19 protein-coding genes, 1 rRNA gene and 1 pseudogene are annotated in these 26,427 nt (G+C 45.4%); 15 read left to right on the plus strand and 6 right to left on the minus strand.

The window, feature by feature from the left end; all coding sequences use genetic code 11:
- The first annotated feature begins 160 nt into the window (after positions 1-160).
- The 5 genes from HFV01_RS01895 (at position 161) to HFV01_RS01915 (ending at position 4,096) form a co-directional block, all read left to right on the plus strand.
- Positions 161-559, plus strand: coding sequence for a hypothetical protein (locus tag HFV01_RS01895; RefSeq protein ID WP_006670681.1), 399 nt, complete (start codon positions 161-163; stop codon positions 557-559).
- Between the two features lie 54 nt (positions 560-613).
- A complete protein-coding gene (locus HFV01_RS01900) occupies positions 614-949 on the plus strand; it encodes a hypothetical protein (RefSeq protein WP_006670680.1) in 336 nt (111 codons plus the stop codon).
- A gap of 16 nt (positions 950-965) precedes the next feature.
- A complete protein-coding gene (locus HFV01_RS01905) occupies positions 966-2,453 on the plus strand; it encodes an ABC transporter ATP-binding protein/permease (RefSeq protein ID WP_006670679.1) in 1,488 nt (495 codons plus the stop codon).
- Between the two features lie 498 nt (positions 2,454-2,951).
- Positions 2,952-3,560 (plus strand): MiaE family protein, encoded by a 609-nt coding sequence (locus tag HFV01_RS01910; protein ID WP_006670660.1) that lies wholly within the window; start codon positions 2,952-2,954, stop codon positions 3,558-3,560.
- Between the two features lie 53 nt (positions 3,561-3,613).
- On the plus strand, positions 3,614-4,096 hold the full coding sequence (locus HFV01_RS01915; RefSeq protein WP_006623426.1) for a GNAT family N-acetyltransferase: 483 nt from the start codon (positions 3,614-3,616) through the stop codon (positions 4,094-4,096).
- Between the two features lie 87 nt (positions 4,097-4,183).
- Here HFV01_RS01915 and HFV01_RS01920 read toward each other — a convergent pair whose 3' ends face one another.
- Complete coding sequence (locus tag HFV01_RS01920) at positions 4,184-5,176, minus strand: ribose-phosphate pyrophosphokinase (protein WP_008054907.1); 993 nt, start codon at positions 5,174-5,176, stop codon at positions 4,184-4,186.
- Positions 5,177-5,530: 354 nt separating this feature from the next.
- Between HFV01_RS01920 and HFV01_RS01925 the strand changes: the two genes are divergently transcribed.
- From HFV01_RS01925 to rrf, 3 genes are all read left to right on the plus strand, one after another.
- Positions 5,531-7,495 carry a serine/threonine-protein kinase gene (locus tag HFV01_RS01925; protein WP_193520780.1) on the plus strand — a complete coding sequence of 655 codons (1,965 nt, stop codon included), beginning with the start codon at positions 5,531-5,533 and terminating at the stop codon, positions 7,493-7,495.
- 2 nt (positions 7,496-7,497) lie between these two features.
- Entirely contained in the window at positions 7,498-8,214 is a 717-nt protein-coding gene (gene bioD, locus HFV01_RS01930) for a dethiobiotin synthase (RefSeq protein WP_006623430.1), read from the plus strand.
- A gap of 132 nt (positions 8,215-8,346) precedes the next feature.
- A 5S ribosomal RNA gene (rrf, locus tag HFV01_RS01935) occupies positions 8,347-8,463 on the plus strand.
- Between the two features lie 135 nt (positions 8,464-8,598).
- On the opposite strand, the gene argZ is transcribed toward rrf, so the two are convergent.
- The gene (gene argZ / locus HFV01_RS01940; RefSeq protein ID WP_006623431.1) at positions 8,599-10,713 is read right to left on the minus strand and encodes a bifunctional arginine dihydrolase/ornithine cyclodeaminase; all 2,115 of its coding nucleotides are present in this window, start codon (positions 10,711-10,713) and stop codon (positions 8,599-8,601) included.
- A gap of 366 nt (positions 10,714-11,079) precedes the next feature.
- On the opposite strand from argZ, the gene HFV01_RS01945 reads away from it, so the two are divergent.
- On the plus strand, positions 11,080-14,235 hold the full coding sequence (locus HFV01_RS01945; protein ID WP_193520781.1) for an efflux RND transporter permease subunit: 3,156 nt from the start codon (positions 11,080-11,082) through the stop codon (positions 14,233-14,235).
- Between the two features lie 183 nt (positions 14,236-14,418).
- On the opposite strand, the gene HFV01_RS01950 is transcribed toward HFV01_RS01945, so the two are convergent.
- Together HFV01_RS01950 and HFV01_RS01955 are read right to left on the minus strand one after the other, a co-directional pair.
- Positions 14,419-16,608 (minus strand): WD40 repeat domain-containing protein, encoded by a 2,190-nt coding sequence (locus HFV01_RS01950; protein WP_193520782.1) that lies wholly within the window; start codon positions 16,606-16,608, stop codon positions 14,419-14,421.
- A complete protein-coding gene (locus tag HFV01_RS01955) occupies positions 16,605-18,527 on the minus strand; it encodes an ATP-binding protein (RefSeq protein ID WP_193520783.1) in 1,923 nt (640 codons plus the stop codon). Before HFV01_RS01955 ends, HFV01_RS01950 begins: the two co-directional genes overlap by 4 nt.
- Before the next feature lie 271 nt (positions 18,528-18,798).
- Here HFV01_RS01955 and HFV01_RS01960 point away from each other — a divergent pair, with 271 nt between their 5' ends.
- From HFV01_RS01960 to HFV01_RS01970, 3 genes are all read left to right on the plus strand, one after another.
- A complete protein-coding gene (locus HFV01_RS01960; RefSeq protein WP_155839127.1) occupies positions 18,799-18,951 on the plus strand; it encodes a hypothetical protein in 153 nt (50 codons plus the stop codon).
- 83 nt (positions 18,952-19,034) lie between these two features.
- Positions 19,035-20,996: a biosynthetic arginine decarboxylase gene (gene speA / locus HFV01_RS01965; protein WP_006623438.1), complete on the plus strand. Its 1,962-nt coding sequence runs from the start codon at positions 19,035-19,037 to the stop codon at positions 20,994-20,996.
- A gap of 85 nt (positions 20,997-21,081) precedes the next feature.
- Positions 21,082-21,993, plus strand: coding sequence for a UTP--glucose-1-phosphate uridylyltransferase (locus HFV01_RS01970; protein WP_006623439.1), 912 nt, complete (start codon positions 21,082-21,084; stop codon positions 21,991-21,993).
- A gap of 73 nt (positions 21,994-22,066) precedes the next feature.
- Here the strand turns inward: HFV01_RS01970 and malQ are convergent, their stop codons facing one another.
- Positions 22,067-23,578: a 4-alpha-glucanotransferase gene (malQ, locus tag HFV01_RS01975; RefSeq protein ID WP_193520784.1), complete on the minus strand. Its 1,512-nt coding sequence runs from the start codon at positions 23,576-23,578 to the stop codon at positions 22,067-22,069.
- Between the two features lie 315 nt (positions 23,579-23,893).
- Between malQ and HFV01_RS01980 the strand changes: the two genes are divergently transcribed.
- On the plus strand, positions 23,894-24,706 hold the full coding sequence (locus HFV01_RS01980) for a hypothetical protein (protein WP_008054892.1): 813 nt from the start codon (positions 23,894-23,896) through the stop codon (positions 24,704-24,706).
- Between the two features lie 135 nt (positions 24,707-24,841).
- On the opposite strand, the pseudogene HFV01_RS01985 reads toward HFV01_RS01980, so the two are convergent.
- A pseudogene (locus HFV01_RS01985) lies at positions 24,842-24,970 on the minus strand (4-alpha-glucanotransferase); the annotation flags it as partial.
- A 268-nt stretch (positions 24,971-25,238) separates the two neighbouring features.
- Here HFV01_RS01985 and HFV01_RS01990 point away from each other — a divergent pair.
- Together HFV01_RS01990 and HFV01_RS01995 are read left to right on the plus strand one after the other, a co-directional pair.
- Positions 25,239-25,448: a hypothetical protein gene (locus HFV01_RS01990; protein WP_006670650.1), complete on the plus strand. Its 210-nt coding sequence runs from the start codon at positions 25,239-25,241 to the stop codon at positions 25,446-25,448.
- Positions 25,449-25,465: 17 nt separating this feature from the next.
- On the plus strand, positions 25,466-26,209 hold the full coding sequence (locus HFV01_RS01995; RefSeq protein WP_193520786.1) for a sirohydrochlorin chelatase: 744 nt from the start codon (positions 25,466-25,468) through the stop codon (positions 26,207-26,209).
- The last annotated feature ends 218 nt before the right edge of the window (positions 26,210-26,427 follow it).

The following is a 26,427-nucleotide window of genomic DNA, read 5'->3' on the forward strand; positions in this document are numbered from 1 at the left end:
CGATCGGCTCTATAGTTAGGGAGAACTAAACTTTAAAGGAGTGTAATTCTTTCGATAGCGATCGATTATGGCGATCGTAGCTTTTTGTATGTAACCACACTATGGCCATATTGGTATATGGTTTACCTCATTACCGATACTCTTTCCAAGTCATGGACTTATGTTTATAAAATCTACCAACTCTTCGGTAAATTTAACCAGTCGCCAAAAATTCAAAAAAAACTTGGCAACTCTTCTAATCGCTTGCCTAATTTTGTGGACTCCGGTTCTAGTGGGACTCACATTCAAATACCAAACTTCCTGTCCTAGTCCACTGCTGACCTGGAGTCAACAGGCGAAACAATTATCAAAAGATTGTCAATCACAACTTAGCAATCATCAGGAAACTCAAAATTCAAACAAGGATAAGCCAGAGAATCCAATTAATCCCGATATTGCTGGTTTGATTATCGGAACTGCTACAGGGGCAGTAGTAACTGCTTTAGGAGCGCCAGTCGTCGCCGTAGCTGCTGCCGCTGTAGGTGCATGGTTTATTATCAGAACCATATTAAATAAATGACACCGGTGATTTTTTTCAAAATTTTTGAATCAACTAATTGAGGAGAATAATTATATGTCTGAACATGAAAAACAAGTCGCTCAATCAGCAACTTGGATCGATGTACTTCCCGCAGGACATATCCTGGTTGTCGGATTAGTAATTATTTTAGGGATAGCAACAATTATATTGTTTTCAGGTGAGAGTGGCATCAATATCTGCATTTTTGGGGATTGTGGTAGCCATATTACTTATGATATTACTTCTGGCGGAGGTGGTGTGATCGATAAACTCTTGCCTGTTGCCGCAGCAGGTGGAACAGTCATCGTTTTGACTACAATGTTTGGAATGTCTATTCTTCCTGCTGTTGGCGTTGCTGCCATTGCTTTTGTCATCGTCAATTTACTCTAGCTTTTAGAAAATTTCCATGAAAAGTTTAGTTCAAGTCAAAAATGTATCGAAGATTTTCAAAAAATGGTTTCAAAAAACTACTGTACTGGCAGATATAAGTTTTACGATAGAACCTGGAGAATTCGTCGTACTGAAGGGTCAAAATGGGTCTGGTAAAACGACACTATTAAATCTAATTTTGGGTTTGATAGAACCAACTGATGGAGAAGTTGAGTTGATGGGTTGTCCATCTAACGACCCCGAATCTAAAAGTTTGGTCGGTGTCGTTTTGCAAGAAACCAAGTTGCCAAACAAATTGAAAGTCAGAGAATTAATTAATTTGTTTCGGGGCTATTACTCAAACTCTATTTCAACAGAGGAAGCACTGAAACAAGTCTGTTTAACTGAGAAGAAAGACAGTTTTGCTGCGTCACTATCTGGCGGACAGAAACAGAGACTTTTATTTGCATTGGCATTGATTGGCAATCCTCAACTTTTAATTTTAGACGAGCCGACTCGCAATTTAGATAAAGAAGGATACGAAGAATTTTGGCATCAAATTACCGAGTGTAAAAAACGGGGCGTTACTATTTTGATGGTTACCAATAATAAAGCCGACTGGCAAGAACTCGAGGGTCTGGCAACTCGGTATCTCAATTTGCAAAAATTTTCTCCAAATTTAGAAGGTTCTCAAATTTCTGAAGAACCAGTCGCTGGAGCAGATTTTGAACAGAATAAAGATACTAAAACACAGTCTATTTTATTGCCCAAAAACACAGCGATAGGTTTGTTTTATCAATTTCAGTCATTTAAGGCGCAGATTTGGTCTGAAGTATTACAAATATATCGTACCCCAATTTATCTATTTGGAATTCTCTTGCCGATTGGCGGAATCATTTGTTGTATGATATTCAAACCAGAAACGAATACAGTAAAGCAAGCTTTAATTGGTTTATGTTGCGTATTTCTACTGACATTTTGTTTGCAATCATTACCGGGTCAAATTTCATCAGAACGTGCAGAAGGTTGGCTGAAGCTGATTCGCGCCACTCCACTTTCTTCGATCACCTATATCTTGTCTAAAGTTTTTGTATCTCTTTCGATTTGCATGATAGTTATCATGCTTACCTTAACCTATGGAAATATGCAATTAAAATTAAACTTTGATTTTCAACAATTAATTTATTTGGTGCTGACTTTTTTGATTGTAGCCATTCCCATTATAGCGTTCAGTTTAATTGTTAGTTATTTTGTAGACCCAAAAGCTGTCAATACTGTCAATGGCTTGTCGTTTTTGGGGATCGGATTGATTTCAGGATTGCTGCCCTTTTCTGAGTCGGTTTGGGTTGAAAATGCTATGCTATTATCGCCAGTGTATCACGCCCAAAAACTTATCTCGTTATCGGCGGGTATCAATGACGAACCAAGTTATACATTATTGCATTTACTTTGGTTGTTTTGGGCTAGTTTTGTTTTAATTATCATTGCGGTTTGGGCATATAAAAGAGATGGCTTAACTGAGTAAACGCTAATAAACTATAGCAGTTCTCCGACTCATGAGGTACGATTCAAAGCCCCTCTCCCATTCTGGGAAAGGGATTTTGGGTGAGGGTTAAACCTTATAGACATTAGAACCGCTATATAATAAGGTGCGTCAGTATCAATCATCCGGTTATCAGTCAGGTTGACCGCTTCTGACGCACCCTACTACTGTAGTGCGTCAGTATCAATCATCCGGTTATCAGTCAGGTTGACGGCTTCTGACGCACCCTACTACTGTGGTGCGTCAGTATCAATCATCCGGTTATCAGCCAGGTTGACGGCTTCTGACGTACCCTACTATTGATCACCTCTCAAAGTCCCTCTCCCTCTGTGGGAGAGGGATTTAGGGTGAGGGCAATGTATTAAGCGACTGGTGAACAAGCTGTATCAATCATCGGGTTATCAGCGAGGTTGACCGCTTCTGACGTACCCTACTGGGTCAGATCTGCTATGATTAGGGTGGCTTTTCGGTGGTCTTGATATGGGATCTGTGGTTTCTGGTTCACGAGCAACTATTAAATACTTGAAAGAACCTACGTCAATGGCTTGGGTTCAACAGGCGATCGCTAATTTGGATATCATCCTACTTGACCACTCCCACTGTGAACGTAAGGCGGCGGGAGTAGCCTTGAATTTGATGTTTCGTTATCCCTCTAGTACCCAATTGGTGCGAATGTTAACAGCGATCGCTCAAGAAGAATTACAGCATTTTGAACAGGTAAATCAGTGGCTCGAAAAACTACACATTCCCATGCGATCGCTTCCCTCTCCCCCCTATGGCGCGGGTTTGAATCGCCATGTCCGCCGAGAAGAACCACACAGAATGCTTGATTTATTATTGGTTTCTGGATTGATAGAAGCCCGCAGCCATGAACGTTTGGGCTTATTGTCTGAATATTGTCCCGATCCAGAATTGGCTAAGTTTTATCGCGGTTTGATGGCTTCCGAAGCGCGTCACTATGGCATTTATTGGGTGTTAGCAACTACTTATTTTGAACAGGAAACCGTTAGCCAAAGACTAGAGGAATTGGCTACTATTGAAAGCCAACTCCTTTCCACACTACACCCGGAACCCCGGATTCATAGTTAGTCTCTGCCCAATTCTCCGACTTCTTAACTGATTATATCACCGAATTAACGGTTATGAGAAAAGTATATAAAGATTTTATAATTCGTTCCTGGGAATCAGGCGATCGCCAAGTTGTTCAAGACTTAATCGCCTCAGTATTAGCTGAATATCGCTTAACTTGTGAACCGGAAGGCGCTGATATCGATGTCTGGGAAGTCGAAAAGTATTATCTTAATAATGATGGGGAATTTTGGGTAGTCGAACAACATCAAAACCTAGTCGGAACTGCTGCTTATTATCCGATTAATCGTGGTACAAATGCCGTGGAAATTCGGAAAATGTATTTACAGCCACAGGTCCGAGGTCTAGGGTTAGGCAAATATTTATTAACCCAATTAGAACAAGAAATTAACAGACGAGGATTTCAGGAGATTTGGATTGAAACTGCGACGGTTTTAAGGGAAGCCGTGAAACTCTATGAACACCATGGCTATGAACCGACAACGGGAGTAGAAACTCGACGATGCGATCGCATTTACAAAAAAACTTTGCCTTGACCAACCCGGCGGCGGTTGTAAACCGGACACTCAGCCTTTCCGGTAGAGTCCGCAGTTTTCCCGCCGCCAAAGCTAACAATTGGTCAATTAGCGGAACATACTACTAACGGAACTATCTTCGTGAATGCGCCAGATAGTTTCACCAAGTAAATTAGCAACCGATAACACAGTCAGCTGATCAAAAGTTTTATCCGGGGAAGCTGGGATAGTGTTAGTCACAATCACTTCCTCCAAAACCCCCGTAGACAGACGTTCAATAGCTGGGTGAGAAAACACCGCATGGGTAGCACAGGCATAAACCTGCCTAGCACCCTCTTCCCGGAGGAGGCGAGCGCCTTCGCTAATAGTCCCGGCTGTGTCAATCATATCATCGACCAAAACGGCTGTTTTGCCTCTAACGTCACCAATGACATTGAGAACCTCTGCTACATTATGAGACTGACGGCGCTTATCAATAATCGCCAGGGGTGCGTCATTGAGTTTTTTAGCAAAAGCTCTGGCACGAGCCACACCTCCGACATCTGGAGATACTACGACAATATCAGATAGTTGTTTACTAGCTAGGTAGTTTAAAATAACAGGTGAACCATAAACATGGTCGAAGGGAATATCAAAATATCCTTGAATTTGTGCCGAATGCAAGTCCATGGCTAAAATCCGACTCGCACCAGCTTGGGTGATTAAATTAGCGGTCAGTTTGGCTGTAATCGATTCGCGGCCAGCGGTTTTGCGGTCTGCCCTAGCATAGCCATAATAGGGTATTACGGCGGTAATTTGCCTAGCAGAGGCTCGACGACAAGCATCAATCATAATTAGGAGTTCCATCAAGTTGTCGTTGACTGGATGACAACAGGGTTGAATTAGGTAGACATCACAGCCTCGAATGGACTCCTGAATTTGGATGTAAAGTTCTCCGTCCGCAAACTGCTTGCGAACCATTGGCCCCAAATCAATGCCCAGATAGCGACTCACTTCGGTGGCTAAACCTGTATTGGCAGAACCTGAAAACAATCGTAGTCGATTGTGGTCGGTCATTAGTGCCTCAGAATGAGGAAGGGGTAGAGTAGCAGAACGGATCACGGCATTTCCTCGCAGTTCATTCCTAGTTATTTTACCATTATTCAGTAGCCTAGGAAACAGTTAAATTGGCTATCATTCACGGGTAACTCCCCTTATCAAAGGATCGGAACAGGTGGCGACGGTTGTTGATGATATGCTCAACCAAGTTGGGGCGAGCTTGGCTCAACATATAGGTTATGGGTAAATTGATTCAGACCAGACTAGACGAAATAATACAGCGACGGAAAGGGAAGGTTCACGGAAACATGGTTAAAAATGTTGTTAAACACAAATGAGGGGGGCACAATCAAGACTTTTTGACGGCTTCGCTTTGATTTATCTGTTAATTTGTAACCTATGACAAGTATCAATTCTATGCAATCGGCTATTCCACTAGGGACTGTTTTACAAAATCGCTACCGCTTGATCAGGGTTTTGGGTCAGGGGGGGTTTGGCTTAACTTATCTGGCTGAAGATCTTGGTCGCTTTAATGAGTATTGCGCGTTAAAGGAATTTACCCCGGTGCAAATGGGGACCTATGCTTGGGAAAAGTCTAAAGAACTATTTAGGCGGGAAGCTCAGGTGCTTTACCAAATCCAACACCCGCAAATTCCCAAATTTGGGGCGGTTTTTGAGGAAAATCAGCGCTTGTTTTTGGTTCAAGACTATGTGGAGGGTCAAACCTATTATGCGCTGCTCAAGGACCGGAAAAATGCCCCGGTGGGTCAACCTCGCACTTTTGCTGAGGCTGAGGTGATAACTTTCCTTCAGGAAATGCTACCGGTTTTGGAACATCTCCATGGTCTCAATATTATTCATCGCGACATTTCCCCGGATAATATTATCCGTCGCGATCGCGATCAGCTCCCGGTTTTGATTGATTTTGGGGTAGTTATTGAACAGGCGACTTATATTCAGTCTCCGGGTCTAACTCAGCCGGTGGGTCAAACTAGGGTGGGAAAATTGGGTTATGCTCCTGCTGAACAAATGCAAATGGGGAAGGTTTCCCCCAGCAGCGATTTGTACGCTTTGGCGGTAACGGCGATTTTTCTGCTGACTGGACGAGAACCGCAAGATTTAATTAACCAACAAAATTTAACCTGGATGTGGGAACCTTGGGCGACTGTCACCCCTCAACTGGCCACGGTTCTCAATAAAATGTTGAGCCGTAATCCTGGCGATCGCTATCAGTCAGCTAGGGAAGTAGAACAGGCTCTCAATAATCTCTCTGGAATTGTACCGACTCCCCCCACTACTGACCCGAATTTATCAGGACTCAAAACTCTGGCGGTGGGATCTCCTGTCTCTATGCGATCGGGGTCTAATCATCAAACTACTCCGGTGATATCTACCCCTTCCCTTCAGTCTTTCTGGAATAACCCAGTTGCTGTTATGGCGGCGGGAATTGCTGTGGCTATCATCGCGGGTTATGGGTCTTGGAGTTTGGTCAGCTATCTACTAAATTCTACCGGGTCAGATTCAGACCCAGACCCCATTACTAATGTTGAAACGGAACCTAGACCTAGACCTAGACCGGAACCTAGACCTAGACCGGAACCTAGACCTACGACACCACCAGAATCTGAGTCACAACCACAACCACAACCACAACCACAACCACAACCGGAAGTCTCAACTAGACGCTTAGATATTGCGGCGGGAGATACTACTGTTGTTGAAGGGGCGATCGCCGCGAACCAACTATCTGAATATGTCCTCTCGGCTACGGAAGGACAACAGCTTTATCTCTCTGTTACTGGGGATGGTGTTTTACTGACATTACTCGGACCTGACAACAACCCGGTTAATTCCCGCGCGACTGGGGTATCAATTTGGCAGGGTCCTTTATTTGCTGATGGTGACTATACCATTATCCTGGAAACTCTCCCAGGATTGTCTGAGACTGCATATACCCTAGAGTTGGAATTGATTAACTCTTTACCTCCTATCATTCCTACAGAACCGCAACCACAACCACAACCACAACCACAACCACAACCACAACCACAACCACAACCACAACCGGAACCTATACCGGAACCTATACCGGAACCGGAACCTATAGCGGAACCGGAACCAGAACCGGAACCCAAGCCGGAACCGGAACCCAAGCCGGAACCGGAACCTATAGCGGAACCGGAACCGGAACCCAAGCCGGAACCGGAACCGGAACCCAAGCCGGAACCTATACCGGAAAACCAAGAGAGGAATCTTGATCTGAGTGGGAACCCTAAACCATCGGAAAAATCGCCAACTTTTTTCCCGGAACCAGAGGCGGAGGTGGATGGTATGGGGAATAATGAGGTTAAGAATCTTGACAAATTAATCGCGCCATACTAACTGTGAAAAATACCCTGCTGATTACTGCAACTGATACGGAAGCCGGAAAAACGGTTTTAACTAGCGCGTTAATTGCCTATTTTGACAGTTACCAAAAGTCCCTGAGTTGGGGTGTACTCAAACCAATTCAATCGGGAATAGGCGATCGCGAATTGTATCAACGCCTATTTTTACGCGAAGAGTCCCTAGAGGCGATCGCACCGATTTATTTTGATGCACCCCTCGCCCCCCCCTTGGCGGCGGAAAAGGAAAATCGCCGGGTAGAACTTAATCAGGCTTGGTCAGCTTTGGTCAACCTTCAGCAACAGCGAGATTTTGTCCTGGTGGAAGCCTTGGGCGGTTTGGGTTCTCCTGTCACTAGGGAATTGACTGTGGCTGACTTGGCGCGGGATTGGGCTTTACCGACGGTTTTGGTGGTTCCTGTGCGACTAGGGGCGATCGCTCAGGCTGTGGCTAATGTGGCCCTCGCTAGACAGGCTAAAGTAAATTTGCGCGGCATTGTCCTTAACTGTCTTCAACCCACAGAACCCCAGGATGTTGAGAATTGGACTCCGGCGGATCTGATTACCTCCCTCACCCAAATTCCGGTTTTGGGTGTGATTCCCTATTTGGACAATCCCACAGACCTACAACAATTAGCCCCAGTCGCCGCCCAATTAGATTTAGAGGCGATTGTGCCGATCCGATGGGCGGCAAATCCTTGTCTATCAGGGGTTTGAGGAAATCTCAAAAAAAGTTTGATTTAGGGGTTGACATTTCCTGAACTATCCCCTACTATTAATAACTGTGCGAGAGAGAGAAGCGGCGAAAACGCTAAAGCGATCGCAACCAGAGAGAGATTTTAGGGCTTTCCTGGTGTCTATGGCTCAGTGGAACCACACCGATCCATCCCGAACTCGGATGTGAAACGCTGAAACGGCGAAGATACTTGGCGGGTAGCTGCCTGGGAAAATAGCAAGATGCCAGGATAATTATGAACTAGGACTTCCCGCCAGTGGTAAACGGTAGGAGGTCCTAGTTTGTTTTGATGGGGTATAGAGAGATGCTAATCTCCCCGATGATTAGATCGGGGGAGACTTGTGGCATGGTGTAATTATGGATGGTTAGACGGCAGTTTTGGCATCATAGCGACTGGTCAACCGGTCAAGTTGTTTGACTAACAAGCTGAGGAACAGCCCCACATCAGTGACGACACCCACAGACTCAACGGAACCGCGATCGCTTAACTTGGTAACCACAGCCGGGTTAATATCCACACAAACCATTTTAACCCCAGATGGAGTCATATTGCCGACACCGATAGAATGGAGCATGGTAGAGAGCATCAGAATCATGTCGGTATCTTGTAGCAACTGGTTATAGTGCTGCTGTGCTTGAATTAAATCCATCTGGGTATCAGGTAGAGGGCCATCATCGCGGATGGAACCCGCCAGGGAGAAGGGAACATCATTGCGGACACACTCATACATAATACCACTGGTGATTACTCCCTGTCGGACAGCACTAGCAATGCTACCGCAGCGCCGAATAGTATTAATCACTTTGAGATGATGGCGGTGTCCTCCTTTGACGGCGACTCCCTGTTTCATATCGACACCGAGAGAAGTTCCCATCATGGACTGTTCAATATCATGAACAGCGATCGCATTTCCGCCCAATAAAGCCTGGACATAACCCTCGCGAATGAGACGAGACAAATGCTGAGAGCCGCCAGTGTGAATAACCACAGGACCAGCAGTGACGACGACTTTACCACCGCGATCGCGAATTTGGCGCATTTCCCAGGCTACCTGTTCGACGATCAATTCTACGCGCCGTTCACTAGAAACCCCCGCCGACATAAAGCCAAATTCCTGATTATTACGCTGTTCACGAGATTCAGCTTTGCGGATAGTGCGGATACCCATAACATCGACAACTACTTTTTCGCCAACTTCGAGATCTCGCAACAATTTACAACGGGCGATCGGTCCTGAGGGTCCTTCGGTAACAGCGATCGCACCATCCATGCGCTGATTTTGAACTCTGACCCACTCACCGGCGATGCGTACTTCTGTGGGATAAATGGTAGTCACATAGAAATCATCGGGACTGACACCATGCTGATGGACAGTTTCCAGTTTCGCATCTTGAACATCCTCTTGTAGAGAAAACGCGCCGATATCAATAAGTTGACTCATAATCTCTTCCATGACCTCATGAGAGGGGGCTGAGATTTTAATTTGGGCGCTAGAGGTACTTTGGCGCTGTTCTCCTAGATTAAAATTCTGGACTTGGAAGCTACCGCCACCTTCGACGACTAGATCTAAGGCGCGGTTAATTAAACCTGCATCTAACAAGTGACCCTGTAAACAGACTGTGCGGCTTTCGAGTTGGGTCGCAGCATGGCGATCCTCAATAATGGGTTCAGTTACCCGCAGAGTTAAACATTTCGCCGCCCCTCCAGCTTTCAGAAATTCGGTCAGGGGAGTTTCAACGACATTAAATCCGGCTTCAGATAGCCTTGATTTCAGGTTATCGCTGATTTTGTTCATAATCACCGTCTGGTTAATATTGACGGCGTTACAGGCGAAATTAACCGCGTCTGGTTCATCAATAGCAATGCGCTTTTCTGGGGGAACTCGCAGTTCAATGAGACGATTTGAATAGGAATCAAAAGCTGGGGGATAGTACAGCAAATAACCCCCGGTTAAAGGACAAAAGCAGGTGTCGAGGTGATAGAAGCGATCGTCCATTAATCGCAGGGATAGGACTTCTATATTCAACCATTCCGCCAACAGCGAGTGAGAGTCGAGTTCAGACCGGAAACCATATCCCGCCCATAAATAGCGCCCTTCACGGTCTAATAAAGCATCTCCTGCGCCTTCAAAAGGGAGATCTTTGGGGAGTTCGTGGACGGTAAATCCTTGGCTTTCAAACCACGCCTTAAAATAGGGTTCCTCTCCTTGGCGTTCTTTATGGTAGAACCTACTGATAACGACAGTTTTATCTAAGACAAGTCCGGCGTTAGCTGTGAACACCATATCTGGCCAACCTTTCTCTGGTTGCACTAGATCGACGATCGCATGATCTTTAATGGTATGGTGAAGTTTCTGCCATTGTTCTACAGCGCGATCGTAGGATGATTTATGAATATTACCCTCCATCCACGGGTTGATCACATAATCTACATCATAGTGATCTGGGGGACACATAAGAAAGCGAATCGCATCAGTCATAATTAAGCTAATTGGTAGATATACACATCACAGCCACTAAACCACAAAAACCACTCCCACACCTGACAAGTGTTTTAGAAGTGGTCAAGTTTAGTCATAGTCAAGCCAACTTATCATTCTAACATGGCCGGACACTTTCCCCATTGTCATCTGCAAATGCTAGACTAGGTGCTGGGGACGATCGCATTTCTATCTCCAGTCAATGCACACACATTCTGTGGTGGATACATTGGCTGGCGTACAATAGTCTACTCTCCCCTAGACCTATACCTTTAACATCCACGGGAGAAATAAAGCTATTAAAGCCTTTCCCTCTTGGCAACCAAAACTGATTATATAAGATAACCGGGAATTAATTAATAAATTATGGCTAAAAATAGTTTTAATCTTTCCGAATGGTCGATTCGACAACCTGTTCCCACTTTGGTGCTGTTTTTGATTCTGACTCTGGTGGGGGTGATGTCTTTTTTTCAACTGGGAATTGATGATACTCCTAATATAGATATTCCGGCTGTTACGGTGACAGTTACACAACCGGGAGCGGGTCCTAATGAATTGGAAAATCAGGTAACTAAACCGGTAGAAGATGCGATCGCCGGATTAGGAAATATTGACCAACTTACCTCTACCGTCAGAGACGGAGTATCTACCACTACGGTGAGTTTTGTTTTGGGAACCGATAGCGATCGCGCTACTAATGATGTCCGTAATGCGATCGCCCAAATTCGCCAAAGCCTACCCCAAGATATTAACGACCCCATTGTACAGCGTCTCCGATTTGCGGGCGGGTCGATTATGACCTACGCAGTAACATCACCCACTCGCTCAGTAGAAGAACTTAGCGATCTTGTCGATCGCAACATTAGCCGCGCTTTACTTAACGTTCCCGGTGTCGCCCAAATTCAGCGAATCGGAGGAGTTGACCGAGAAATTTGCATCGAACTTCACCCCGATCGCATTCAGGGTCTGGGCCTTACCACTACCCAAGTTAACGACCAAATTCGTGCCTTTAATATTAACCTTCCCGGAGGGCGATCGCAAGTAGGCGGTAGTGAAAAAAGTATCCGCACCCTCGGAAGCGCCCAAACCGTCGAAGCATTAAGAGACTATCCAATTATACTCCCCAATGGTAACTCAGTTCCCCTGTCCAGTATTGGCACGGTTACCGATGGTTTAGCAGAAGTCCGCCAAGTCGCCAAATTTGCTGACTTTCCCCTCGACTCTAACAGTCAAATGGGTACTCCCGTCGTCGCCTTTTCTGTCCTCCGTAGTACCGGAAGCACCCTAGTATCTGTAGAACAAGGTATTCGCAATCGGGTGGTAGACCTACAAAAGACACTCCCAGAAGACATTAACCTAGAACTAATTGTTACCAGGGCTAACTCTATTCGCGAGTCCTATCAAGCCTCAGTGGATGCTTTAGTTATCGGTTCCATTTTAACCGTTGTGGTGGTCGGTATATTTTTGCGAAACTGGCGACCCACTTTAATTACCGCGATCGCCTTACCTTTATCGATTTTACCCACCTTCCTGGTGATGCGCCTGTTCGATTATACCCTCAATGGGATGACTCTATTAGCCCTAGCTTTAGCCATGGGAAACCTAGTAGATGATGCTATCTGTATGATGGAAAATATAGATCAGCACGTTGAGATGGGTAAACCTCCTTTTAAAGCTGCTATTGATGCTTCCCGCGAAATTGGATTAGCCGTAGTCGCTACCACCGCCACCATTGTCGCTGTCTTCCTTCCGGTCGCTTTTATGGGAGGAGTTCCCGGTCAGTTTTTCCAACCCTTTGGGGTCACAGTCGCCACCTCTACCATGTTTTCTACCCTGGTCGCCTGTACCATGACTCCCCTATTGGGCGCTAGGTTACTTCAACAAAAATCAACACCTCCCAAAACTGACACTAATCACACCCGGCGGCGCTTCTCTCCCTATCGCAGCCTTTTGGGTTGGTCTTTGCGACACCGCATCACTACCCTATTATTAGCGATCGCCTTTTTTGTCGCGAGTTTACAATTAGTTCCCCTCATCCCCAGAGGCTTATTTAATAGTGGAGATACTGGATTAAGTACCATTTCCCTGGAATTACCACCCGGTTCTACTTTAGCTGAATTGCAAACTACCACCCAGGAAGCGATCGCACTCTTAGCCGAAAATCCCGCCGTTGACAACGTTTTAGCAGTCTTGGGAAATCGTGGGGAAGGTGTCGTAGAAGTTAACCGAGCTACCCTGTCTGTAAATTTAGTCCCCTCCGATGAACGGGACCTATCCCAGGCGGAATTTGAAGCACAAATGCGAACCCGTTTTACTCAAATTCCTGGCGCGAGAATTAGCTTTCAGTCCCAAGGTGCAGGTGGCGGCGGGAAAGATTTATCTATTGTTCTGAGTGGTGATAACCCCGATTCTTTGTTAGAAACTGCTAATGCTTTGGAAAGACAAATGCGGTCAATTCCCGGACTCGTAGAAGTTACCTCTAGCGCTAGTTTGGTCAGACCCGAAATCTTGATTCGTCCTGACCCTAGAAGGGCTGGAGATTTGGGCGTTTCTGTACAGGCGATCGCTCGTACCGCTTTATTAGCTACCTTGGGTGATAATCAGTCCAATTTGGCTAAGTTTGACTTACCCGATCGCCAAATTCCTATCCGAGTACAATTGGCTGAGGAGTTTCGCAACAATTTTGATGCGATCGAAAATTTACGCATACCTACCCAGGATGGTCGATTAGTTCCCCTCTCTGCGGTCGCTGATATTACTATCGGTAGCGGTCCCGCTACTATTGACCGCTATTTCCGTTCCCGACAAGTACAATTGGAGGCTAATTTAGAAGGTCTTTCCTTGGGTGATGCTCTCGCACAGGTACAGGCTTTACCAGCTATGAACCCTCTACCGCCTGATGTACAACAGCAGTCCGAAGGTGATGCTAGAATTATGATTGATGTCTTCACCCGCTTTCTCTCCGCTTTGGGTTTAGCTGTCTTGGGGATTTATGCCATCCTCGTATTGCTTTACAACAACTTTATTATCCCCGTTACCATTTTGATGGCTTTACCTCTGTCCCTCGGCGGCGCATTACTAGCCTTGATGATTACTCAAAAAGAGTTGGGCTTATTTGCTCTCATCGGTATTGTCTTGTTGATGGGTTTGGTAACTAAAAATGCCATCCTTTTGGTCGATTGTTCTATGGCTAATCAACAGATGGGAATGTCTCGATTTAATGCAGTCCTAGAAGCTGGCTGCTCCCGACTGAGACCTATTTTGATGACCACTTTTTCTACCATCGCTGGTATGTTACCTATTGCTTTGGAATGGGGCGCAGGTTCTCAGGTACGCAGTCCTATGGCGATCGCTGTTATTGGTGGAATGACTACATCTACCCTCTTAACTTTGATTGTCGTTCCCGTCTGGTTTACCTATGTTGATGGTTTCCAAAACTGGCTGAAAAATCCTTTTAAACCCAAACGGCGGCGCGTATCACCTCCTAAAAGAATCCCTAAAAATATGGCTTCTATTAAATGATTTTGGGCTAGATGATTTTTTGTTCAACACCTCAAAAAAATCGCCTGATTTTGGGGGTAGGGGGTTGACAAATCATCAGCCCCCAGCTATGATGAGACTGTGGGGGTGATATGGCTATACGCTTGATTTTTTGTTCAACACAGAAAAACCTAAAGGGGTGGTAGTTTAGGGGGGGTGGAGGTTTCAGCCCTGAATGGTTAAAAAATACATTTGTCCGCCGCCATCACCAGCGACCACTGTACGGCCATCAGAAGCGATCGCACAGGATCGGACAGCAGAAGAAGTGATGAACTTAGCGAGGACGGTTCCGGTGTTCAAATCCCATAACAGGAGGGTATCGTCAAAAGAACCGGACACAGCCCGTTTAGCGTCTGGGGTAATCGCCACAGCATTAACCGATCGCCGATGACCGACAAGCGATCGCACTTCTCGCCCGGTGAGCAAATCCCATAACTTGAGAGTATCATCAAAGGAACCGGACAGAGCCTGTTTACCGTCTGGGGTAATCGCCAACGCATCAACCCAGCGGCGATGACCAACAAGCGATCGCACTTCCAGTCCAGTTTGTAAATCCCAGAGTTTAAGGGTGTTATCCTCCGACCCCGAAAGCGCCCACCTACCATCACAGCTAATCGCCACCGCTGAAACGGAATCATCATGACCGCTAAAAGACCGAATTTCCTTGAGAGTGATCATATCCCAAAGTTTCAGGGTGTTATCCTCCGACCCCGAAAGCGCCCACCGACCATCACGGCTAATCGCCACCGCCCTAACCGGGTCAGTATGACCATTCAAAGAATATAATTCTTGTCCCGACTCCAAATCCCACAGCTTGAGAGTAGTATCTTCCGACCCAGATAAAGCCCGTTTACCGTCTGGGGTAATGGCTACCGTCCTGACCCAATCACTGTGACCCACCAAGCAGCGCAACTCCTGTCCTGTCCGCAAATCCCACAACTTGAGAGTTTCATCATAGGAACCCGACAGAGCAAACCTATCATCAGGGGTAATTGCTACCGCAGAGATAGCATGACTATGACCGTGGAAACAATCTAACTCCTCTTCCGTACCCAAATCCCAGAGTTTGAGGGTCTTATCAAAAGAACCCGATAGTGCTTGCGTACCGTCTGGAGTGATCGCCACATCCCACACCCAACGACAATGACCCATAAAAGATCGCAACTCTTCCCCGGTTTGTAAATCCCAGAGTTTGAGAGTCTTATCAAAAGACCCCGACAAAGCCCTTTCTCCGTCCGGAGTAATCGCCACCGCATTCACCGAGTCTTCATGACCGACAAACGATCGCAACTCTTTCCCGGTTTGTAGATCCCAGAGTTTTAGAGTTTGGTCAAAGGACCCCGACAGAGCGCGTTTCCCGTCCGGAGTAATTGCCACCGCCCAAACTGAACCTTCATGACCGACAAGCGATCGCAACTCTTCCCCGGTTTGTAAATCCCAGAGTTTGAGAGTCTTATCAAAAGAAGCCGACAGAGCGCGTTTACCGTCCGGAGTAATCGCCACCGCCGCCACCAAATCCCCGTGACCGGTAAAAGTTCGTATTTCCTCCCCCGTCACCAAATCCCACAGCCTGATAGTAGTATCTTTTGAGCCTGACAGAGCGCGTTTACCGTCCGGAGTAATCGCCACCGCTGTCACCCAATCCCCATGACCGACAAGCGATCGCAACTCTTCACCCGTCCGTAAATCCCACATTTTGATAGTGTTATCATAGGAGCCGGAAATCGCCCGCTTACCGCTAGGGCTAATCGCCAAAGCCAAGACCCTACAAGTATGACCCTGAAGCGATCGCACTACCCGTCCCGTCTTCAAATTCCACAACTTTAGAGTAGTATCTCCCGAAGCCGACACACCAGCCCTACCATCAGGAGTAATCGCCACCGCATTCACCGAGTCTTCATGACCCTCCAAAGTCCGAATCAGCACCCCATCAGGGGAATCAAAACAGGGAAACAGCGGACAAAACCAAGACCGCTGCTGGTATTGTTTCACCTGTTCAATAAAACCCTTAATCCCCTCTTCCGAGAAATACAGTAGCCGTCCCATCAACTGTTCCGCCAACTGGTCGTTATTTTCCTCCAGGATATGAGAAGACATCAACAAAGACTTTTGAATCAATTGGAAAACCCGTTGCTGACCTGGGGACACTAAAGGTAAGGCTAAATCATAATCATCAATTATCGCCGCGATCCCCACATTGGCTAACTTTTGTTCCAAAAAGCCAAAATCCATTAACCAATCAACCAAGCGTTTTATATCCTTAATTTCCGCCAGATAAATAGGTTGGTGTCGTAACACATGGAGACGGTCTTCTGGTAACTGTTCAGTCAGCCAATTTGCCAGATTTTGGGTCATAAAGGCGCTCCCTTCGCTAAATTCTCCACAATACCACGTTTAAGTTCTTCAAGATTCACACCAGAATCAGCCGATTGCTTTTCCAGGAAATCATGAAAAGACCCGTGGTAAATACTATATCGAGTTTCGTTGTCAATAATTTGCACCTGCAAAAATTGATCCCATTGTTCCAGGAATGTAGATAGCACCGATTCTTCCACTCCTGTCAACTTAGCCAGCAAACGACAAGACACAGGTTCGCGCACTTTTGATAATACATAAATAGCACGAATTTGCGCCATAGGTAAGGATTTGTGGTTAATCCTCAGCATCTGCCAGTGGTGCTTATAATACCCCCACAAGCCAATCGGTAAACTTGCCAAAGTTTTACCATTATACACCCCATTATGTATATCATTCAACACATAGCGCAAATACATAAAGTTATTTTCACTTTTGGCGACCAGTTGAGTACAAAACTGTTCCGAGGTCAACTTTTGTGATGCCATCCACTGTTGAATAAAGCGACTTTGCGACAGCCGTTTATTGGTGTATTTACCAGCATCCCAAGCACTTTCTGACCGATACTGCCTTAAATTACAGATGGTTTTATTGTCACTGACGGGTAAAGGCAGTTTTTCATCACGTTTCGAGATGATAAAATAGACATTTTCCGGCAGTTTATCCGGTAAGTAAAGCACATTACTTCCCGGTGTTTGACTCGACAAATCCACCTCATTTAAAGCATCCACTACTACCACCAACTTTTTGCCCCGGGGTAGCTTCTGGCTGGCTTCTTTTAACAACCGTGATAAAACTTTACCATTTCGGAGGGCATTTTCTGGTAAACTGGTATAGTCCAGTTGATAATATTCAATTAGTTCAGTGCAGATATTTTCTAAGAATTGTCGAGCGGTCACTTTCCCTAAAGATTGGCTGTTAAAATAGCTCAGGCAATGACCTTCAAATAACTGCACACAACGCGCCAGGATAGAGGTTTTTCCATAGCCGGGATCTGCTTCCAAGACAAAATAACCTGGGGGTTCTTTTTCCAAAAACTCCTTAATGGCTTCAAAAACATGAGTCCGCCCCACAAAATACTTAGTTGTATCAGCTATGATACTTTCGCATTGTGGCGAAATCGTAAAAGGTGTTTTGCTCTGGTCAAAATATGGCTCTAAGGCTTCCTGAATTGACTCTAGTTTATCCTGTAGTCCAGTGTTCAACTGTTTTAAAATAGTTAGGATGTCTTGTTGGGTAATAGCAATTTTATGGGCTGAGGTTTGACCATCTCGCAGCAAGTCTAATACCATACTATGAAAAACTTTACCCCCTTTAGCAGCATCTTGTTTCCAGATTTCTGTGAGATTATGGGCGAACCGTTTATGCAAATGTTTGCTAATAGCTTTAATGGCATCTTGGTAATAGTGAATACCGTGGGATAAATGGGATTTATGTTGTTCCATTAACCAGGTGATTAAGTGTTCCCAACTTTGCAGATCCAGAGTTTTCAGGAAAATATCTGACCCATTAGCTGCTAATGTATAACGCAAATGGTGTTCACCGATCGCCTCATAGTCTGCTATACCTTCGCTACTGTGTTCGATTTGTAGCCAGTATTGTTGAGTATGTTTAGCTAAATGCTTTAATTCTCTGGCGATATGTTGATAGGTTTTTTTTTGGGCTATTTGCAATAACCCTAAAGCGATCGCACCTCCCACAGATTTGGCTAATTTTTCCTTACTCAAGCCTGGGGATTGTTCCCCCAATTTTTTGGCAAAATCCAGCAGTTTACTAGCGGTGATACTATTAACAGTAGGTCCCGAAAAATGTGTGTAAAACGGGGTTGCCGCTTTGGTATAACCTGTAACGACGGAACCCACAGACAGTAAGGCTGTCACCTCTAGGAAGAATTTGTGTTGCTTAACGGTGTTGATCATAATTCGATTTCTGCCAGTGATGTTAACCGAGCAAACCTCTAGGCAATTTTCCGAGGATAACTGGGATAGGGTCTATAGTAAGCTTAATTTTAGAGATAGCAGCAATACATAAACTTATTTTCACTTTTGACCCTGCTCCTAGGTAACTCTCCTAGGATAGATTTCTACATGAATACTCTGTGATATATTTTCAGCCGATATATCTTCAAGAATATCTTGATAGCTATATTCTTGAGCCGTCTATCATCGTCGCATAAATTTTGGACCCGAATTGTATCAGATTATGCGCTTCCGTGGTGATCTGGATCAACTAACCTGTGAGGTACAATTTCAGGCGATCGCTACACCAACACCGATCCTAAAGTTAATCAAAGTTGATCAAAGTTTAGCTAACGATGCCATGTCGCTCCGAAAACATTATTGACCCCAACTATAGTTTTCATGAAGATCCCCGACTTGTCAAGCTACACTGTCTCATAGACGCTAACAGTAAGGAACTTCGCGATTATGAAATTACAACCCCTGACCCCTTCTGCTTCGGACTCGGTTTCTGATCATGGGGTATCTGACCAAATGGGAACTTGGACTATTGAAGATAGCGAGAAACTCTACCACATTCAGGGGTGGGGTGAACCCTACTTTTCTATTAATGCTGCGGGTCATATCACGGTTTCCCCACAAGGCGATCGCGGTGGGTCTATTGATTTATATGAGTTGGTCGAGTCTCTGAAAAAACGAAATCTGGGGCTACCTTTACTGATCCGCTTTCCTGATATCCTGGAGGACCGCATTGAACGCCTAAACGCTTGTTTTTCTAAGGCGATCGCCCGCTATAATTATCCGGGAGTTTATCGGGGAGTTTATCCGGTTAAGTGTAACCAAGAACGTCATCTGATTGAGGATTTGGTGCGCTTTGGGGAGCCTTATCAATTGGGATTAGAGGCGGGTTCTAAACCGGAATTGTTGATTGCTTTGGCTTGTCTGACTACTCCCGGTGCTTTACTGATTTGTAATGGCTATAAAGACCGACAATATATCGAAACCGCCATGTTAGCCCAACGGTTGGGACGTAAAACTATTGTGGTGATGGAACAGTTAGAAGAAGTGGAATTAGCCATAGCCGCTAGTCAAAATCTGGGGATACAACCGATTTTAGGAGTGCGGGCGAAATTGGGAAGCCGAGGTGTAGGACGTTGGGGAGGTTCCACCGGCGATCGCGCTAAGTTTGGTTTAACTATTCCCGAAATTATCCAAGTATGCGATCGCCTCCAGGGTTTGGGAATGTTGGATTGTTTGCAGCTTCTACACTTCCATATTGGCTCACAAATCTCCTCTATTAGTGCGATTAAAGATGCCATCCGAGAAGCTAGTCAAATTTATGTGGAACTCGCTAAATTAGGCGCTAATATGCAATATCTGGATGTCGGCGGCGGCTTGGGGGTAGATTATGATGGTTCTAAAACTAACGCCCCCGCTTCCAAAAACTACAATATGCAAAACTATGCTAATGATATTGTGGCGGAAGTTAAGGAAGCCTGCGAACAGGGAAAAATTGATGCGCCTGTTTTAATTAGCGAAAGTGGAAGGGCGATCGCTTCTCATCAGTCTATCTTGGTTTTTGATATCCTGGGAAGTAGTGAACCCAGCACCGCCAACCCTCCGAATATTAATGATGATGACCATCTCCTACTCAGGAATTTAGCCGAAACCTATCAATCTATTAATCCCGATAATTACCAAGAAGCCTATCACGACGCGATCCAGTTTAAAGGGGAGGCGATTAGTGTCTTTAATTTCGGTTACTTGAATTTACGCGATCGCGCCAAAGCTGAACAATTATATTGGGCTTGTTGTCATAAAATCCGCGAGATTATTCGAGACTTGGAAATTATCCCGGATGATTTAAAGTCTATTGAGCAGATTATGGCTTCTATTTACTATGTAAATCTCTCCGTGTTCAAGTCTGCGCCGGACTCCTGGGCGATTGACCAACTCTTCCCGATTTTGCCAATTCATCGCCTTAATGAAGAACCAACTCAAAGGGCGACTTTGGCAGATTTGACCTGTGATAGTGATGGTAAAATAGACCGCTTTATCAATTGGGGAGATTCTAAACCCATCTTGGAACTGCACCCCTTAACCCCTTCACAGCCCTACTATTTGGGGATGTTTTTGGCGGGCGCATATCAGGAAATTATGGGGAATTTACATAACCTATTTGGCGATACCCATGTGGTTCATATTCAACTCAATCCTCAAGGTTATCAGGTAGAATATGTCATCAAAGGCGACACTATGAATGAGGTTTTGGGTTATGTACAATATGACAGTGAGGATTTGGTGGAAAGTATCCGCCGCCAAACTGAAAAAGCCCTTCAGTCCCAGAAAATTACCATCGAAGAATCTCAGCTTCTCCTACAAAACTATGAACGCAGTTTGACCCAATATACCTATTTGACCTCTCACTGATGCTCAAATTTTACGGAATGACCCCAATTTCAGCATAAAATAAGTTAAAATATACAGGTTTCCCTAAAGGGGATAATTTGAGACTATGAAAGCACAAGAAAATCGTCGGGTTCGCAAAGCTGTCATCACAGCCGCAGGATTTGGTACTCGGATGTTCCCAGCCTCCAAAATGATTAAAAAAGAGTTTTTCCCTATAGTTGATGCTGAGGGAATCGCTAAACCTGTGATTCAGGTGGTCGTGGAAGAGGCTATTAATGCTGGAATTGAAGAGGTCGGAATTATTGTTCAATCGGGCGATCGCTCCTTATTTGAGGACTATTTCCAAGGGTCTCCTAAACCGGAATTTTGGCGGAAATTGTCCCCCAGTAGTCGAGACTATAGCCACTATTTACAAACCTTGGGGGAACGGATTACTATTTTAACCCAGGAACAACAAGAAGGATTCGGTCATGCGGTTTTTTGTGCCGCCCCCTGGGTGCATGATGAGCCTTTTATGTTACTATTGGGTGACCATGTTTATGCTTCCGATTTGGAGGTAAACTGCGCCCGTCAATTGTTGGAGGTTTATGAGAAAGTTCAACAGAGTGTTATCGGTGTGCGAATTACTCCCGGCGATCGCATTCAGCACTATGGTTGTGTAGCCGGAACTCCGGTTAAAGATTCTGATTATTTATTTGACCTGACGGAAATCTATGAGAAGCCAACTCTCAATTATGCGCGGACAAATATGCGAGTTCCCGGACTGGAATGGGATCGGTTTTTGACTATATTTGGGCTGTATATCATTGAACCGAAAATCTTTGACCTCTTAGCCGACAATATCCGCCATGATGTCCGGGAAAAGGGAGAATATCAACTGACTTCCTGTTTGCAAACTCTCCTAGAAAAAGAACAAATTACTGGGTATCTTGTCCCAGGTCGCTGTTTTGATACGGGTCTACCAGAAACCTATTTTAAGACTCTGGTAGAATTCCGCAATATCAAGACTAAATCCTAGGGAGTACAGCCGATTTAATCAGGGGGGGGTTTATCAGTTACCCTCCCCAACCTTCCCTCAAAAAAAGGGGAATTTAGCGGCTATACATTTGGGTTAAATAGCGCAGGCGATCGCACAAAGGATGCGTTAACAATGTGGAACTTTCGTAGCGCCAACGCCAGTTTCCCGCATTGGTGCTAGGGTCATTCATCCTCCCTCGATTATCTAATCCTAACAGGTCTTGAAGGGGGAAAATCGCCAGGTCAGCAATGGAACTTAGGGCTAACCGAATTAACGCCCAATTAATATCCTCAATGGCTTCTGGGAAAGCATACCCTAAATAGCCAGCGACGTGCTGACGAATTTCGGGACTCATGGTTTGCCACCAACCCACTGTAGTATCATTGTCATGGGTTCCCGTGTAAACAATGGAATTTCTGGTATAATTATGGGGTAGATAGGGGTGGCGAGAATCTTCCCCAAATGCGAACATGAGGATTTTCATTCCCGGAAACTCAAAGCGATCGCGTAACTCTTCCACCTCTGGGGTAATGATTCCTAAATCTTCCGCTAAAACTGGTAAACTTCCTAACTGTTGACCGAGACTTTCAAAAAATTCCGCACCCGGCGCGGTCACCCACTCCCCATTCAAAGCCGAAGTTTCCCCAAAGGGAACCCGCCAATAGGCTTCAAAGCCTCGGAAATGGTCAACCCGAACCCAATCTACATATTCCAACGTGGCGCGGAATCTTTCAATCCACCAAGCAAAATTAGTCCGTTTTAGTTCATCCCAATCATAAACCGGATTCCCCCAAAGTTGTCCGGTAGCACTAAAATAGTCCGGCGGTACTCCCGCAATATAGGCAGGGTTCAGGGTTTCTGGGTCTAGTTGAAAGTTGTTGGGCGCAAACCAGACATCAGCACTATTATAGCACACATAAATCGAGATGTCACCAATAATTTTAATGCCCTTATTGTTGGTGTAGCGTCGCAGTTGACTCCACTGTTCAAAAAACTTGAATTGCAGAAACTTATGGTATATAATCTGGGTGTGGAGTTCTTCGGTTTTGGCTTGCAAGGCTTGGGGTTCTCGGCGAGCGATCGCAGGTTCCCACTGATTCCAGTCTTTACCGTCGTTCTGCTCTAGGAGTGCCATAAATAGGGCGTAATCATTGAGCCAGGAGGCTTTTTGTTGACAAAACTCCTCGAAAGGATGGTTAGGTTGTGATTGTAGGGACTCCCAGAAGCAATCAAAGGCTTGTTTGAGGTATTGTCCTTTATGAGCAATGACCCTGGGAAAGTCAACCCGCTGGGGGTTATGGTTATCTGGTAGGGGTAGCAATTCCCGGCTATTTAGCAGCCCTTCTTCCGCTAGGCGATCGAGAGAAATCAACAGAGGATTTCCCGCGAAGGTGCTAAAGTTCATAATGTAGGGGGAATGCTCATAACCGGTCGGACCGAGAGGCAGAATTTGCCAAACTTTCTGGCCACTGCGTTCGAGAAAATCGATAAACTCATAAGCGGCACGTCCCAAGTCACCAATACCAAAGCGACTGGGGAAGCTGGTGGGGTGTAGCAAGATACCGCTGGCTCGTTCAAGGTGCATAATTAATATATATTCCCGTAGAAACCGCTTTTATTTATATCACACAAATGATGCTGGATCTACCATGTATAACATGACCAAAAAAGCTGACCGATATAGTTTTTACCCAACTCCTGAACAGGAAAACCCACCAGGGAGAACTTGGATTTTGTGTCCCCACAGTGTACAACATGGGTAGGGGCGAAAAATCGGGGTCTTTTACTAGCCATGAGGGCGGAAATATGATGAAACGCTTATGGCGATCGCCACGGCTGCTGAAATCTCTTGTGGACGGATGTTCTCATGTCAAGCCACTTACTTGAGGTAATAGCGAATATGAATAGTTTAGTTGATACTCTGAGTCAAGTTTTGATTATTGCGTATAAAGAGCCTACTCAACAATTAGAAGAATACTTGACCAAAGAAGGATTTGAATGTCTAGTTATTCGCCAAGAAGATAAGCCAGAATATCAACAATTTTCTCCAAGTTATAGGTGTATGCTCAACCACCGTCAGGCTTGGGAAATAGCGACTCAGCAGAGCCAGCCTAGTTTAATTGTGGAAGCGGATTTTGTTCCGGTTTTAGAATTTGGACAACTGCCTTTACCTTTTGATAAGGAATTGCCTAATCTCGGAATTACCTGGATTTATACTTGCAGCCCTCAAGTATATTGGGTCTCTCCAGAAGGATATGCCGAAGGTTTTTCAGTCGGTACGGTCGCTTATATTGTCAGCCCCAAAGCCGCAGAACTTCTCATTAAATTCTCCGAGAAAATCACCGAAACAACTCAGGGAAAAACTTATTCTACTTGGGATTCGGAAATAGATACATTCTTGCGCTCTCATAATTTGCAAAACTTTATTCCTTTCCGCAATTACGGAGAACACGGAGGTTTGGCTAACCCTGAACACCGCAAACATGGTTTAAGTCCTGGTCATCAAGCCGATGTTCTCTGGGGAGAAATAGCCTTTGATCCATTATATACCCAGGCATATAATCCCCAACTGATACGCGCTAAAGCCCGCCTTAAAGGCATACTGCGATTACTAGCAGGTTATTTTGTCAGAATCAAAACACTCCGAAATAGTAGAGTTCCTTGGCGGTTAATTAGCTTTAGTTTTGGTCGCCAACTGACCTTGAGATTATAGGGAAAAAACCTGTGTTAGGAATACCCCCTATACTACAGAGGTGGCTTTCTAGCTTAGAAGCCACTTTCTGAAAACATTACCCTCACCCTAAATCCGAATCCCGGGGGGGAGAGGGGCTTCGAGATAGTATGGCCCAACTTTTTGGCCACTGCGTTCCAGGAAATCGATAAACTCATAAGCGGCACGTCCCAAGTCACCAATACCAAAGCGACTGGGGAAGCTGGTGGGGTGTAGCAAGATACCGCTGGCTCGTTCAAGGTGCATAATTAAGATATATTCCCGTAGAAACCGCTTCTATTTATATCACAAAGCGATCGCCTTTTTGGGGGGATTATTGCCTCGGTTAAACTTAAATGAATTGTGGGGTATAATAGAGGGTATCCCCCAGCACGGTTGATGCAAATCACAACTAAGAGCGATGGGGATCACCTGTTAAGGTGATCCAACTCATATGTAGTCGTCTGTATAATCACAGAAAAAATCAGCCACTTGAGGGAAGATATATATATAGTGGAGCATTGAGGTTAGGCACATGAGCAGCTACTATAACAGTATGACCAATTCTAGCGGTTCCCTTGAGGAAATGTTTGGTCAAGTGATGTTTTCCAGTGTGGTGACGACTGAAGACCGCCAAAAGTTGAAAGCTACCCTCCTCAAAGAAACCATCACGGAGGATGAACAGGCGATTATTAACCGCTTGTTGTACAATGTACGCCGGGGATGGGTTAGACTGATTGACTGAAGTTTCATTAGTAACCCGTGTTATCCACTGTTTTGCTTGTGTCCCACGGTAGTCGCGATCGCCGCCCTCAATTAGCTGTAGATAAGTTAGCACAACAGTTGAGCGATCGCCTCAAGGTGACTCAGGGTGGGGATAGTTTAACTGATTCTTTGGTGGGAAGTGCCGTTTTGGAGTTGGGACCGACTCCGCTATCTGCACAAATTCACCAATTCGCTGAGTATAGCCTGAGTTTAGGGATTCATCGAGTCCAAATTCTGCCGTTGTTTCTGTTACCTGGGGTCCATGTGGGAGAAGATATCCCCACCGAGGTGGAGTTAGCCCAAAAATCCCTGGGAACCGAGATAGAAATTTACCTACAACCTTATCTGGGAAGCCAACGCCAGCAGTTGTCTGTACTGCTGGAAAATGTTATGATTGGTTACGATGTTGATGCTTGGATTCTACTTTCCCATGGGAGTCGCCGCGCGGGTGGAAATGAAGCGATCGCTCACCTAGCCCATAAAATCAACGCTTCTGTGGCTTATTGGTCTGTGGCTCCGGGGATGGAGTCACGGGTTCAGGAGTTGCTACAAGCAGGATATCACCGGATTGGGATTTTGCCTTATTTCCTGTTCTCCGGTCGCACTACTGATGCGATCGTTGATTTGGTGGCTAATCTTGGTGACAGGTTTCCCCACAGCCAACTACACCTCACGCCACCCCTAGACCATAGCCCACACCTGGGCGATTTGATTTGTACTTGGGCGGAATCTTGCCTCTAGGATACCACCTGCCTGCTGCAGTGGGTGGTGATTCTCATAATTCTTTCGGTTTTGAGAGGCGATCGACACTCCCTAATGGCTCTGTTGCCTTGGGGGTAATAGTTGCGGGGTTTGTAAAGTTATATTACAGATTCTCATAACCTCGCGCGAGTTTGAATAGGGCGATCGTTCAAGTAAACTGGAGCCAACAACAGAAAAGTTTTTGTTTTTGGGGGTTG

It is taken from the genome of Limnospira fusiformis SAG 85.79, assembly GCF_012516315.1.
Lineage (GTDB): Bacteria > Cyanobacteriota > Cyanobacteriia > Cyanobacteriales > Microcoleaceae > Limnospira > Limnospira fusiformis.

Bases quoted from the DNA above. Each gene is read 5' to 3' on its own strand.
- HFV01_RS01970 (WP_006623439.1), top strand. From the start codon at position 21,082: ATGAAAGCACAAGAAAATCGTCGGGTTCGCAAAGCTGTCATCACAGCC.
- HFV01_RS01915 (WP_006623426.1), top strand. From the start codon at position 3,614: ATGAGAAAAGTATATAAAGATTTTATAATTCGTTCCTGGGAATCAGGC.
- HFV01_RS01950 (WP_193520782.1), bottom strand. From the start codon at position 16,608: ATGACCCAAAATCTGGCAAATTGGCTGACTGAACAGTTACCAGAAGAC.
- HFV01_RS01895 (WP_006670681.1), top strand. From the start codon at position 161: ATGTTTATAAAATCTACCAACTCTTCGGTAAATTTAACCAGTCGCCAA.
- argZ (WP_006623431.1), bottom strand. From the start codon at position 10,713: ATGACTGATGCGATTCGCTTTCTTATGTGTCCCCCAGATCACTATGAT.
- HFV01_RS01980 (WP_008054892.1), top strand. From the start codon at position 23,894: ATGAATAGTTTAGTTGATACTCTGAGTCAAGTTTTGATTATTGCGTAT.
- HFV01_RS01990 (WP_006670650.1), top strand. From the start codon at position 25,239: ATGAGCAGCTACTATAACAGTATGACCAATTCTAGCGGTTCCCTTGAG.
- HFV01_RS01955 (WP_193520783.1), bottom strand. From the start codon at position 18,527: ATGATCAACACCGTTAAGCAACACAAATTCTTCCTAGAGGTGACAGCC.
- HFV01_RS01905 (WP_006670679.1), top strand. From the start codon at position 966: ATGAAAAGTTTAGTTCAAGTCAAAAATGTATCGAAGATTTTCAAAAAA.
- HFV01_RS01925 (WP_193520780.1), top strand. From the start codon at position 5,531: ATGCAATCGGCTATTCCACTAGGGACTGTTTTACAAAATCGCTACCGC.
- speA (WP_006623438.1), top strand. From the start codon at position 19,035: ATGAAATTACAACCCCTGACCCCTTCTGCTTCGGACTCGGTTTCTGAT.
- HFV01_RS01900 (WP_006670680.1), top strand. From the start codon at position 614: ATGTCTGAACATGAAAAACAAGTCGCTCAATCAGCAACTTGGATCGAT.
- malQ (WP_193520784.1), bottom strand. From the start codon at position 23,578: ATGCACCTTGAACGAGCCAGCGGTATCTTGCTACACCCCACCAGCTTC.
- HFV01_RS01910 (WP_006670660.1), top strand. From the start codon at position 2,952: ATGGGATCTGTGGTTTCTGGTTCACGAGCAACTATTAAATACTTGAAA.
- HFV01_RS01945 (WP_193520781.1), top strand. From the start codon at position 11,080: ATGGCTAAAAATAGTTTTAATCTTTCCGAATGGTCGATTCGACAACCT.